At 62.9% G+C, this 12552-nt stretch carries 10 protein-coding genes, 1 tRNA gene and 4 pseudogenes; 10 read left to right on the forward strand and 5 right to left on the reverse strand.

Features of this window, described 5'->3' with window-relative positions; translation table 11 throughout:
• Positions 1 to 25: 25 nt before the first annotated feature.
• The 7 genes from AB3K92_RS14510 to hpaI are packed head-to-tail and all read left to right on the forward strand — an operon-like array spanning position 26 to position 5929.
• Positions 26 to 715, forward strand: coding sequence for a fumarylacetoacetate hydrolase family protein (locus AB3K92_RS14510; RefSeq protein ID WP_059591298.1), 690 nt, complete (start codon positions 26 to 28; stop codon positions 713 to 715).
• On the forward strand, positions 712 to 1476 hold the full coding sequence (locus AB3K92_RS14515; RefSeq protein ID WP_369465311.1) for a fumarylacetoacetate hydrolase family protein: 765 nt from the start codon (positions 712 to 714) through the stop codon (positions 1474 to 1476). The genes AB3K92_RS14510 and AB3K92_RS14515 overlap by 4 nt, the downstream gene beginning before the upstream one ends.
• Positions 1477 to 1498: 22 nt before the next feature.
• Positions 1499 to 2962: a 5-carboxymethyl-2-hydroxymuconate semialdehyde dehydrogenase gene (gene hpaE / locus AB3K92_RS14520; protein ID WP_369465312.1), complete on the forward strand. Its 1464-nt coding sequence runs from the start codon at positions 1499 to 1501 to the stop codon at positions 2960 to 2962.
• A gap of 49 nt (positions 2963 to 3011) precedes the next feature.
• Positions 3012 to 3860 carry a 3,4-dihydroxyphenylacetate 2,3-dioxygenase gene (gene hpaD, locus AB3K92_RS14525; RefSeq protein ID WP_027791433.1) on the forward strand — a complete coding sequence of 283 codons (849 nt, stop codon included), beginning with the start codon at positions 3012 to 3014 and terminating at the stop codon, positions 3858 to 3860.
• Between the two features lie 33 nt (positions 3861 to 3893).
• On the forward strand, positions 3894 to 4286 hold the full coding sequence (locus tag AB3K92_RS14530; RefSeq protein WP_027791434.1) for a 5-carboxymethyl-2-hydroxymuconate Delta-isomerase: 393 nt from the start codon (positions 3894 to 3896) through the stop codon (positions 4284 to 4286).
• Positions 4287 to 4306: 20 nt separating this feature from the next.
• Positions 4307 to 5110, forward strand: coding sequence for a 2-oxo-hept-4-ene-1,7-dioate hydratase (gene hpaH, locus AB3K92_RS14535; RefSeq protein WP_021164056.1), 804 nt, complete (start codon positions 4307 to 4309; stop codon positions 5108 to 5110).
• Positions 5111 to 5122: 12 nt separating this feature from the next.
• On the forward strand, positions 5123 to 5929 hold the full coding sequence (hpaI, locus tag AB3K92_RS14540; RefSeq protein WP_059650851.1) for a 4-hydroxy-2-oxoheptanedioate aldolase: 807 nt from the start codon (positions 5123 to 5125) through the stop codon (positions 5927 to 5929).
• Positions 5930 to 5986: 57 nt separating this feature from the next.
• On the opposite strand, the pseudogene AB3K92_RS14545 reads toward hpaI, so the two are convergent.
• From AB3K92_RS14545 to AB3K92_RS14560, 4 genes and pseudogenes are all read right to left on the reverse strand, one after another.
• Positions 5987 to 7085, reverse strand: a pseudogene (locus AB3K92_RS14545) (IS3 family transposase).
• A gap of 126 nt (positions 7086 to 7211) precedes the next feature.
• A tRNA-Ile gene (locus AB3K92_RS14550) sits at positions 7212 to 7288 on the reverse strand.
• Positions 7289 to 7608: 320 nt separating this feature from the next.
• Positions 7609 to 8052: a hypothetical protein gene (locus AB3K92_RS14555; RefSeq protein ID WP_146107403.1), complete on the reverse strand. Its 444-nt coding sequence runs from the start codon at positions 8050 to 8052 to the stop codon at positions 7609 to 7611.
• Positions 8053 to 8148: 96 nt separating this feature from the next.
• A pseudogene (locus tag AB3K92_RS14560) lies at positions 8149 to 8658 on the reverse strand (integrase core domain-containing protein); the annotation flags it as partial.
• Between the two features lie 45 nt (positions 8659 to 8703).
• Between AB3K92_RS14560 and AB3K92_RS14565 the strand changes: the two are divergent.
• The gene (locus AB3K92_RS14565) at positions 8704 to 9747 is read left to right on the forward strand and encodes an IS110 family transposase (protein ID WP_369465313.1); all 1044 of its coding nucleotides are present in this window, start codon (positions 8704 to 8706) and stop codon (positions 9745 to 9747) included.
• Positions 9748 to 10001: 254 nt separating this feature from the next.
• Here AB3K92_RS14565 and AB3K92_RS14570 read toward each other — a convergent pair.
• Positions 10002 to 10620, reverse strand: a pseudogene (locus tag AB3K92_RS14570) (transposase); the annotation flags it as partial.
• 80 nt (positions 10621 to 10700) lie between these two features.
• On the opposite strand from AB3K92_RS14570, the pseudogene AB3K92_RS14575 reads away from it, so the two are divergent.
• Together AB3K92_RS14575 and AB3K92_RS14580 are read left to right on the forward strand one after the other, a co-directional pair.
• Positions 10701 to 11798, forward strand: a pseudogene (locus AB3K92_RS14575) (IS66 family transposase); the annotation flags it as partial.
• A 40-nt stretch (positions 11799 to 11838) separates the two neighbouring features.
• The gene (locus tag AB3K92_RS14580; protein ID WP_059853566.1) at positions 11839 to 12435 is read left to right on the forward strand and encodes a plasmid pRiA4b ORF-3 family protein; all 597 of its coding nucleotides are present in this window, start codon (positions 11839 to 11841) and stop codon (positions 12433 to 12435) included.
• Positions 12436 to 12552: the final 117 nt, after the last annotated feature.

A 12552-nucleotide genomic window follows, 5' to 3' on the forward strand; every position in this document is an offset into this window, starting at 1 on the left:
GCGACGCGCGGCAGGGGAATGACGCATGGAGCTGTCTTGCATGACCGCCGCGGCGCCGCCGTTGCCGGTCGCCATCGGTACCGTCTACGGTGCGCTGCTCAACGAGCGTGCGGCGCTCGACGCACTCGGCGATGCCGTGAACGCACCGCCTTACGGCCGCCCGCCGCAGGCGCCGATCCTGTACATCAAGCCCGCCAACACGCATGCGGCCGACGGCGCGACCGTCGTCGTGCCGGCCGGCGTCGACGCCCTGGAGATCGGCGCGTCGGTGGCCGTCGTGTTCGCCCGGCGCGCGACGCGCGTGCCGGCCGCGCGGGCGCTCGACTACCTTCACGGCTTCACGCTCGCCAGCGACGTGTCGGTCCCCCATCCCGACTACTACCGTCCGGCCGTGCGCTTCAAGTGCCGCGACGGTTTCTGCCCAATGGGCCCGGCCATCGTGCCGGCCGCCGCGCTTGGCGATGTCGACACGATCGGCCTGACCGTGCGGATCGACGGCGAGGTGGCCGTGTCCGCCTCGACGTCTACGCTGATTCGCTCCGTGCGCGAACTGATCGCCGACGTGACGGCCTTCATGTCGTTCGACGCGGGCGATGTGTTGCTGCTCGGCGTCGCGGGCGGCGCACCGCGCGCCCGCGCGGGCAGCACGATCGAGATCGCCGCCGCCGGCATCGGCACGTTGCGGCACACGCTGATCGCGGAGGAAACACGATGAAGACGGCACGCGTGATCTACAACGGCGCATTGCATGTGGCCGAACCGGCCGGCGATGGCGCGATCCGTCTCGACACGGGGCGGGTCGTTGCCGAGGACGCGGTTGCGTGGCTGCCACCCGTCGCGCCGCGCACCACGTTCGCGCTCGGCCTCAACTACGCCGACCACGCGAAGGAACTCGCGTTCAAGGCGCCGAGCGAACCGCTGATCTTCCTGAAGGGGCCGAATACGTTCATCGGCCACCGTTCGCGCACGGTGCGCCCGGCGGACGCGACGCACATGCATTACGAGTGCGAGCTGGCCGTCGTGATCGGCCGGCCTGCGCGCAACGTGAGCCGCGCGCAGGCGCTCGACTACGTGGCCGGCTACACGGTCGCGAACGACTACGCGATCCGCGACTATCTCGAGAACTACTACCGTCCGAACCTGCGTGTGAAGAACCGCGACACCTGCACGCCGCTCGGGCCGTGGTTCGTCAGCCGCGACGAGATCGGCGATGCGGGCGACCTGACGCTGCGCACGACGGTGAACGGCCGGGAGACGCAGCGCGGCAGCACGCGCGACATGATCTTCGACGTGCCGGCGTTGATCGAGCACATCAGCGGCTTCATGACGCTCTCGCCGGGCGACCTGATCCTGACCGGTACGCCCGAGGGGCTGGCGGACACGAAGCCGGGCGACGAGGTCGTGACCGAAATCGAAGGGATCGGCCGGCTCGTGAACACGATCGTCGGCGAAGCAGACTACTATCGCGCCGGCTGAGCCCGTCGCCCAAGGAGAGAGCATGACCATCAAGCACTGGATCGACGGCCGCGAAGTCGAGAGCCGCGAGACGTTCACGACGCTGAATCCCGCGACGGGGGAAGTCATCACCGACGTCGCATCGGGCGGCAAGGCCGAAGTCGACGCGGCCGTGCGCGCCGCGAAGGAAGCCTTCCCGAAATGGGCGAACACGCCCGCCAGGGAGCGCGCGAAGCTGATGCGCAGGCTCGGCGAGCTGATCGAGAAGAACGTGCCGATGCTCGCGGCGCTGGAGACGCAGGACACCGGCCTGCCGATCGCGCAGACGAGCAAGCAGCTGATTCCGCGCGCGTCCGAGAACTTCAACTTCTTCGCGGAAGTGTGCGTGCAGATGAACGGCCGCACCTATCCGGTCGACGACCAGATGCTGAACTACACGCTGTACCAGCCGGTCGGCGTGTGCGCGCTGGTGTCGCCGTGGAACGTGCCGTTCATGACCGCGACGTGGAAGACGGCGCCGTGCCTCGCACTCGGCAACACGGCCGTGCTGAAGATGTCGGAGCTGTCGCCGCTGACGGCCGACCAGCTCGGCCGCCTCGCGCTCGAAGCCGGCATCCCGCCGGGCGTGCTCAACGTCGTGCAGGGTTACGGCGCGACGGCCGGCGACGCACTGGTACGCCATCCGGACGTGCGTGCGGTGTCGTTCACCGGCGGTACGGTGACCGGCAAGCGGATCATGGAGCGTGCGGGCCTGAAGAAGTATTCGATGGAACTCGGCGGCAAGTCGCCGGTGCTGATCTTCGACGACGCCGATTTCGACCGCGCGCTCGACGCGTCGCTGTTCACGATCTTCTCGATCAACGGCGAACGCTGCACGGCCGGCTCGCGGATCTTCGTGCAGCGTACGATCTACGATCGCTTCGTGCAGGAATTCGCGCGCCGCGCGAACAACCTGGTGGTCGGCGATCCGTCCGATCCGGCCACGAACCTCGGCGCGATGATCACGCGCCAGCACTGGGAAAAGGTGACGGGCTATATCCGCATCGGCGAGCAGGAAGGCGCGCGCGTGGTCGCGGGCGGCGCCGACAAGCCGGCGGGCTTGCCCGACCACCTGCGCAACGGCAACTTCGTGCGGCCGACCGTGCTGGCCGACGTCGACAACCGGATGCGCGTCGCACAGGAAGAAATCTTCGGGCCGGTCGCGTGCCTGATTCCGTTCGAGGACGAGGAAGAAGGGCTGCGGCTCGCGAACGACACGTCGTACGGCCTTGCGTCGTACATCTGGACGCAGGATGTCGGCAAGGTGCATCGCCTCGCGCGCGGCATCGAAGCCGGGATGGTGTTCGTGAACAGCCAGAACGTGCGCGACCTGCGCCAGCCGTTCGGCGGCGTGAAGGAATCGGGCACCGGGCGCGAGGGCGGCGAATACAGCTTCGAGGTGTTCGCGGAGATCAAGAACGTGTGCATCTCGATGGGTTCGCACCACATTCCGCGCTGGGGCGTGTGACGGGCGCGGGTCGTCTGCGGCACGAAAGAACCAAACGGAGACTTGAACGATGGGCAAACTGTCCCTCGCCGCGAAAATCACGCACGTGCCGTCGATGTACCTGTCGGAACTGCCCGGCAGGCATCACGGCTGCCGCGAGGCGGCGATCCGCGGCCATCAACTGATCGGCGAGCGCTGCCGCGCGCTCGGCGTCGACACGATCGTCGTGTCGGACGTGCACTGGCTCGTCAACGCCGGTTATCACGTGAACTGCAATGCGCGATTCGCGGGCACGTACACGAGCAACGAGCTGCCGCATTTCATCCGTGACATGGAGTATGCGTATCCGGGCAACCCGGCGCTCGGCCGGCTGATCGCCGAGACGGCCAGCGCGCGCGGCGTCGCGACGCGCGCGCACGAGATCGACAGCCTCGAACTCGAATACGGCACGCTCGTGCCGATGCGCTACATGAACGCCGACCAGCACTTCAAGGTCGTGTCGATCGCCGGCTGGTGCATGTGGCATCAGCTCGACGAAAGCCGGCGCTTCGGCGAGGCGCTGCTCGAGGCGATCGAAAAGAGCGATTCGAACGTCGCATTCCTCGCGAGCGGCTCGCTGTCGCACCGTTTCAACGACAACGGCAGCCCCGAGGAATCGATCCACCAGATCAGCCGCGAATTCTTCCGGCAGGTCGACCTGCGCGTGGTCGAGCTGTGGAAGCAGGGCGATTTCAAGACCTTCTGCGCGATGCTGCCCGAGTACAACACGCATTGCCACGGCGAAGGCGGGATGCACGACACCGCGATGCTGCTCGGCCTGCTCGGCTGGGATCGCTACGATAAACCCGTCGAGATCGTCACCGACTATTTCGCGAGTTCGGGTACCGGGCAGATCAATGCGATCTTTCCGGTGGCGTGAGCACCGCGCCACGCACTCGACTGGAGACCCGCCATGCCACATATCGTCGTCGAATACACCGCGAACATCCGCGACGACGCACGCATTCCCGCGCTGCTGCGCACGATCAACGCCACGCTGATCGCGCAGGGCGGCGTGTTCCCGACGGGCGGCATCCGCTCGCGCGCGATCGAACTGCAGGACTACTGCGTAGCCGACGGCACGGAAGACGATGCGTTCGTGCACGTGACGCTGAAGATCGGCTCGGGCCGCAGCGACGCGCAGAAAAAGGCCGCGTGCGACGCGCTGTTCGACGCGATCAAGGCGCATTTCGCGGAACTGTACGCGAAACGGTACCTTGCGCTGTCGATGGAACTGACCGAGTTCAGCGAAAGCGGCTCGTACAAGCACAACAACATCCATGCCCGCTACAAGCGGGCCGGCTGAACCCCATTCCCGATCCGACCATGCTCGAAACCGCCCTCATCGACCAGCTCGCGCAGCGTCTGCACGACGCCGAGCGCGAGCGCAAGCAGATCCGCCAGATCTCGCTCGACCATCCCGACATCACGATCGACGACGCGTATGCGATCCAGCGCGCGTGGGTCGCCCTCAAGCTCGCGGAAGGCCGCACGCTGAAGGGACACAAGATCGGCCTCACGTCGAAGGCGATGCAGAACACGTCGCAGATCGACGAGCCCGATTACGGCGCGCTGCTCGACGACATGTTCTTTGCCGACGGCGGCACGATCCCCACCGGGCGCTTCATCGTGCCGCGTGTCGAGGTCGAACTCGCGTTCGTGCTCGGCAAGCGGCTCACCGGCCCGGACTGCACGATCTTCGACGTGTACGACGCAGTCGACTACGTGGTGCCCGCGCTCGAGATCATCGACGCGCGCAGCCAGTCGATCGACCCCGATACGAAACGGCCGCGCAAGGTGTTCGACACGATCGCCGACAACGCGGCGAACGCGGGCGTGGTGATCGGCGGGCGGCCCGTGAAGCCGCAGGACGTCGACCTGCGGTGGGTCGCGGCGATCATGTCGCGTAACGGCGTGGTCGAGGAAACGGGCGTCGCGGCCGGCGTGCTGAACCATCCGGCGAACGGCGTCGCGTGGCTCGCCAACCGGCTGGCCCGCTTCGACGTCGCGCTGGAGCCGGGGCAGATCGTGCTCGGCGGTTCGTTCACGCGGCCGTGCGCGGCGCGGCCGGGCGACACGTTCAGCGTCGACTACGGCCCGCTCGGGACGATCCAGTGCTACTTCGAGTGAGGTGAGCGAACGATGCGGATTCCTACGAATGTCTTCAAGGCCGCGCTCGCGCGCGGCGACGCGCAGGTCGGGCTGTGGCTCGGGCTCGCCAATCCGTACAGCGCGGAAGTGGTCGCGGGCGCCGGTTTCGACTGGCTGCTGATCGACGGCGAGCATGCGCCGAACACGGTGCCGACGATCCTCGCGCAGTTGCAGGCAATCGCGCCGTATCCGTCGCATCCGGTCGTGCGCGTACCGTGGAACGATCCGGTGATCGTCAAGCAGGTGCTCGATCTCGGCGCGCAGACGCTGCTCGTGCCGATGGTGCAGAGCGCCGACGAGGCGCGTGCGGCGGTGGCCGCGACGCGTTATCCGCCGCACGGGATTCGCGGCGTGGGCAGCGCGCTGGCGCGTGCGTCGCGGTGGAATCGGGTCGGCGATTACCTGCATCGCGCGAACGACGAGATGGCCGTGCTCGTGCAGGTCGAGACACGCGCGGGGCTCGACGCAATCGATGCGATAACGCGGGTCGAGGGCGTGGACGGCGTGTTCATCGGGCCGGCGGATCTCGCGGCCGATCTCGGACATCTCGGCCATCCGGGGCACCCGGACGTGCAGGCCGCGATCGATGGTGCGATCCGCGCGATCAAGGCGGCCGGCAAGGCGCCGGGCATTCTCAGCGCGGATGAGGCGGCCGCGCGGCGTTATCTGGACGCGGGAGCGCTGTTCGTCGCGGTCGGGGTCGATACGACGTTGCTGGCGAGGAGTGCGGAGCGGTTGGCGGAGCAGTTCAAGGGGAAAGGGGGCGAGGCGGTGAAGAAGGGGGACGGGACGTATTAACCACGTGGCGGTTCATCGTCTGCGCGCTGATGACCTGAGTCGGAATTTTGTGACCAATCAAGCAGTGAGTCTCGCGTCGATATTATCGGAATTCAGCCAGGCTCGACGGACCGTGGCGGGAGGTTGATGGCGGTGCGCGCTATGAGGCCGGTGTTCGCTGTAGAACTGCCGCCAGCGTTCGATGAGCACCTTGGCCTCGGCGCGGCTGCGGAACCATTCCCGGTTCAGCAATTCGTCACGTAGCTTGCCGTTGAAGCTCTCGACGAATCCGTTTTGCCACGGACTGCCGGGCGCGATGAAGGCCGGACCGATGGCCGCATCCCGCAGCCAGCGCATGACCCTGGCAGCGGTAAATTCGGCACCGTTGTCAGACCGAACGAACGCGGGCTTGCCGTACAGGCGCATCAGTCGCGACAGCGTCAGAATCACATCCTGCGACCGCAGGCTGGCGCCGACCTCGATCGCCAGGCACTCGCGGGTGTATTCATCGATCACGCATAGCATCTTCAACGTTCGGCCATCCACCAGTTGATCGTGCACGAAGTCATAGCTCCAAACCGAATTGGGCTGCGTGGCGCCTGGCAGGCGTATGTCGTTGCCGCAACGACGTCGGCGAGGACGGCGACGCGGAATGTTGAGCTGCAGGGCTCGCCACATTTGCCGCACGCGCGATTCGCTCAACGCCAGCCAAGCCGACATCCGGCGATAGCCGAAGCGCGGCACCTCTTGCGCGGCCGCCATCAGCCACTCGCCCAGACTCCGATCCTTCTCCGGTTGCTTGAGCGTATAGGTCGCCACTCGGCGGCTCAGTCCCAGGTAGCGACATGCCTTGCGTTGCGAGAGCCCCGCCGAGTCAGGACTTCCAGCGCTTCACGCCGGCCCGTCGGGGTGATCATTTTTTTCGGCTGAACTCCTTCAGGCCGTCGATGACAAGCATCTGCTCGGCGATCAGCCGCTTGAGCCGATCGTTCTCCGATTCCAACTCTTTGAGCCGACGCGCGTCAGCCACGTCCATCCCGCCGAACTTGTTGCGCCAACGATAGAACGTCTGTTCCGAAATGTTGTGGCGCTTGCACAGATCCTTCACCGGCTCGTCCCGGCTCTCGGCCTCGCGCAAGATTCGAATGACTTGCTCGTCGGTAAATCGCTTCTTCATCGAGTTCTCCTTGCCTCTAGGATAAAAGAGAACTCACTTGCCAAATGGCTACAAGAAACGTCTCAGGTCATATGTGATTGCTTCTTTGAGTGGCACCGGCCAGTCGAGTTCGTATTGATGTTCATATGGTGGGCCCGGCCGGATTTGAACCGGCGACCAATCGATTATGAGTCGACTGCTCTGACCAACTGAGCTACGGGCCCGAGGGGAAGAGTGCTCGGCAGCATGGAGCGCAGTGTTGAGCGTGCATGATGCCAGGTAGGGTCCGCACGCACGCATGCTGGAGTGCCCCGTGGGATCGGCTTCAGGCTAACGTCGTCGCCGCGCGGGACGGCTGTTGTCGACTGCGATCGTTCGGGGCGCCAGAGAGTGGCCATTCAATCGTCGAGTGCCAGGCAGCGTCGGACTCCGACTAAATGTAGCGCATCCGGCGGCCGATCTTGGAAGGCTGGCCAGCCGCAGCCATGTAGAGTCGCTCATTACCTCGATGGGTGGAATTGCTGGCATTGAACCCGGTGAGTGTTTAGGGTAATTGCCCATTTCTGAACCATTTTTTGCTTTCTGGCATCAATAGTAATATTAGCGCGATAAGTAGTAGAAAATCCACCAATCCTAATCCGAATTTCTCGGTGTGGATGAATATTGCCAGTATTCGAAGAGCTGCGTCGATCAACAGCCAGCCGAGTGTCCATTGGCGCGCCCAATTTTTTCGGCGAATTAGGTTGATTATAAAAAATCCGCCAACTGTTGGGAGGAGAACCAGGAGGGTGAGGGAGGTCGCGGTGATTGAATATGACGCAGGTTTGCCATGAATCATTAAAATTGGGTTCTGGATGACATAAATTATGCCCTTGAGCGATCCAAGGAGAATGAGACACCACGCTGCAAAGAGCGCTAGCACTGCGCCGATTGTTGGCCTCGGTGTGATTTTAAAAAAAGATGCAAGCTGTGTTTTAATTGGATTCATATTTTCCTCTGACTTGGATTTCTATGTCGGAATTCCACTTTGAAATGCACAGGGAAATATTGCCGGTCTGATCCGCTTGGGTTTCCCGGACCAGGTCTAGAGCGACTTTTGCGGCGTTTCGGGTTCAGTCGAACCCGATGAAGGCACCAGCTGACGGGCGAATTCGGCTGGTGCCAACTCTTTGAGAGCCGAGTGAGGACGACTCTCGTTGTAATCCCGGCGCCACGCCTCGACGATCGCTTTGGCCTCGCCCAGCGTTTCGAACCAATGGAGGTTCAAGCACTCGTCGCGGAATGATCCGTTAAACGTCTCGATGTGGCAATTGTCCGTTGGCTTCCCGGGCCTGCTGAAGTCGATTTTGGCCCGATAGTGGTGCGCCCACATGTCGAGCAGGCGCCCCGAAAATTCGCTGCCGTTGTCGACGAACAGATGCCGCGGAGCGCCGCGCCGAGCGGCGATTCGATTCAGTGCAGACACCACGTGTTCGCCTTTCAGCCGTTGTCCGACTTCGATCGCCAACGCTTCCTTCGTGAAGACATCCACGATCGTCAAGGTGCGAAATTTCGAGCCATCAGCAAGCTGGTCGGCCACTAATGGTATGGTCCACCCGCTTCTTCTATCGTAGTGGCGCTACCACCCATGGAGGCTGCCATGAACTCGGTCACGTTAGGAATCGATCTCGGCAAGCGCTGGTTCCACGTCGTCGGCTGCGACGCTGCCGGCAAAGTCGTGCTGCGCGAGAAGTTGGGGCGCAATCAACTCCTGCAGCTTATGGCACAACATCCACCGTGCCTTGTCGGCATCGAAACATGCTGTGGCTCGCAGTATCTGGCCCGCAAATTTCAGGACTTCGGGCACGACGTGAAACTTCTGCCAGCACAGTACGTCAAGCCGTTCGTCAAATCGCAGAAGAATGACTTCAACGACGCGCAGGCTATTGCCGAAGCTGTCCGACTTCCGACGATGCGGTTTGTGCCGCTCAAGTCAGAGGAGCAGATGGATGTCCAGGCGCTGCATCGCGCCCGCGAACGCATGCTCCAGCAACGCCTGGCATTGACCAACCAGATTCGCGGACTGCTGCTAGATCGCGGTATTGAGATTGCACAGGGATTTTATGCCCTTCGCACTGTGTTGCCCGCTCTGCTTGAGAAGGAAGACTCCGGCCTTACTCCCATGATGCGCGATCTTGGGCGCATGCTGTTCGACATGTGGAACCGCACGGAAGCAACCATTGAACAGATGAACGAACGGCTCAAATGTCTTGCACGCGAGAGTGATCTTTGCCGGCGCCTTCAAACGATCCCAGGTGTCGGTGTCTTGCTGTCGACCGCCATCGTCTCCGCAGTCGGCAATGCATCAACGTTTAGGCGTGCACGCGATCTTGCCGCCTGGGTAGGGTTGGTACCACAGCAACATACAACCGGCGGTAAGCCCCGTTTGCTGGGCATTACAAAGCGGGGAAATAGTTATCTGCGGCGTCTGTTCGTGCAGGGTGCCCGCGCGCTATGGGTGTGGAAAGACAAGCACCCCAACGATCCGATACAGCGCTGGCTACTGCAACTCGCCGAGCGCCGGCATGCACACGTTGCTGTCTGCGCACTGGCAAACAAACTCGTACGCATTGCGTGGGCTGTCATGCGAAGTGGCGCAGAGTTTAACCTGAACTATCGCACCGGAACCGTAGCAGACCGATAGCCCTACCCCTGACCACCGTTACTTTCCGCAACTCGCGCAGCGAATCAGCATGGCGCAAACGACCATCCGTCGCTTCTCCAAACCCGTCTGGACTTCCGGCAGACATCATGCCGCGCCACTAATTGGGACGGAAGCGTGCGACTTCATCATGCAGGCCAGATCCTGATTCGATCGGATCGCTATAGGCCGGATAGATAAACGCGAGTCGTCTATCGCCACCAGTCTGCGCTTGCGGTTTGCGGGTGGACCATAGAAAAATCCATACTCCAAGCGTCGTTTGGTTTGATCGGAACGATCTTCGCCACCCGCGTCACCACCATCTTTCGTCGCTTCGGCAACTTCGAGCGCAACTGCAACTGCTCTTCGCAATACACCGGCCCAACTGCCAGCCTTCCCGGCGCAACAGCACGTGGACACGTCGATAGCCGTAGCGCACCCTCGTATGGGCAATCTCGCGCATCCTCGACCGAAGCTCTGGGCGGGGGTCTTTGATGCTTCGGTAATGCTGAACGCTGCGCGGTTGCTTCACGAGCCGACAGGCCCGCCTCATCGTCAATCCGTAGTGGCTCACCACATAATCCACCACGTCTCGTCTCAGCGCGGGCCGGGCCACTTTTTTGATGCAACATCCTGCGGAATGGCCTTGTCCAGGCTCAGTTCGGCAACCAGCTTCTTCAGCCGCGCGTTCTCCTCCTGCAGTTGCTTGAGCTCGCGCACCTGATCTGACTGCATTCCGGCATATTGCTTCTTCCACCGATAGAACGTCTGTTCCGAAATACCGACCTGCCGGATCACATCGGCCACGGGCATGCCCAGCTCGGCTTGCTTGAGCACCGCCACAATCTGTTCGATCGAAAAGCGTTTCCGTTTCATGACAAACCACCTCCTGGCTCAGGGTCAAGTTTGCCGCAAAACTCACGCTCGGATCGGTCCAGGATTCCTAAAGCGGATCAATCCGCCATATGCGCCCTAAACTGGCATGCTCGTGCTGCGACCACATTACACAAGCTGCTGTGCCGAGCCGCCCCATCGAGCGTGGCCTTGCTGGCCCGGGCTTGCTGGCCCATGTGCTGGTCTCGAAGTTCGCGGACCATCTGCCGCTGTACCGCCAGTCGGCGATCTATGCGCGCGAGGGTGTCGATCTGGACCGCTCGCTGCTTGCGAAATGGGTGGGTCATGGTGCGAGCCTGATGCAACCGCTGGTCGACACCTTACGCCGGCACGTCATGGCAGCCACCAAACTGCATGCCGACGATACGCCAGTGCCTGTGCTCGCGCCAGGCAATGGCAAGACGAAAACCGGACGGCTGTGGGTCTACGTGCGCGACGATCGGAACTCGGGCGACATGACGCCGCCGGCCGTCTGGTTCGCCTATACGGCCGACCGCAAGGACGTCCATCCGCAGCAGCATCTCGAATCGTTCAACGGCACGCTGCAGGCGGATGCCTACGGCGGATATCAGGCGATTTACGAAACCGGGCGGGTAGCCGAAGCAGCTTGCTGGGCACATGCTCGGCGACAGTTCTACGAACTGCACGCCGCACGCCCGAATGCCTTGAACACCGAGGCGCTGGAGCGTATCGGCGCGTTGTACAAGATCGAGGAAGCGATCCGGGGCAAGCCGCCCGATGAGCGACAGGCGTACCGGCAAACACATAGCAGGCCCTTGCTCGATCAGCTCCATGCGTGGCTGAGTGCCACGCTGGAGACGCTCTCGCGCAAATCCGACACGAGTCGGGCGATTCTCTATGCGCTGAACCGGTGAGAAGCGCTTACGCGCTACTGTGACGACGGGCATCTGGAAATCGATAACCTGCCAGTTGAGCGCGCGTTGCGCGGGGTGGCGATCGGGCGCCGGAACTACCTGTTCGCCGGTGCGGACTCAGGTGGCGAGCGTGCGGCGGCAATCTACAGTCTGATCGGTACGGCCAAGCTCAACGGCCTCGATCCCGAGGCGTATCTGCGCGCCGTACTCACGCGCATCGCGGACCATCCGAGCAACCGGGTCGAAGACCTGCTGCCATGGAACATGACCACCCTGGCATCGTAAGGCGATAATGCCGCTGGCTTCCCGTTCACCCGGAGATCAGATGGCGAAATCGTTCCAGCGCTTTACCCTGCACGTGCAGCTTCAACACATCGAGCCGCCCATCTGGCGCAGGATCGAGGTTGAAGGAACCGAGTCGCTGCGCAAGCTGCACCATATCCTGCAAGCGGCCTTCGGTTGGGAGGACACCCACCTGCACGACTTCCTGATCGATGGTATGACCTATGCCATGTTCGAGGTCGACGACGTGCTGGACTTCGCCGACCCGGGCACGAGCGCCGATGACCGGAAGGTTCGACTGCAGAAGGTCCTGAAACCCGGCTCGCGCTTCCTCTACCGGTACGACTTCGGAGACGGCTGGGATCACGCCATCGTCGTTGAGAAAGTGGAAACCATTGAGAGCGAACCGTGGGGCGCGGCCCAGGTCATTGATGGTGCTCGCGCGTGCCCGCCAGAGGATGTTGGCGGCCCGCATGGCTACGAAGCGTTCCTGAGCGCGCTATGCAACGATCCGAATAGCGAAGAAGCTGACTATTACCGAAACTGGGTCGGCCCCGGCTTCGACGCAGAACTGTTCGATCTGCGTGCTGCCAATGCCACGCTGCTACGCATGGCTTCCAATCGTTGGGGAAACCGGTAACTCACGCCGTCAACACGGTATCGGCTCCACGCTTACGCGCGAAGCGCCGTGCGACGGGTTGCAAGAATGCTTATAGGCGCCCACACAACGGAGATCGATCGGCTGGAGTCGCAGGCA

Source organism: Burkholderia sp. Bmkn7, assembly GCF_041103175.1.
GTDB lineage: Bacteria > Pseudomonadota > Gammaproteobacteria > Burkholderiales > Burkholderiaceae > Burkholderia > Burkholderia cepacia.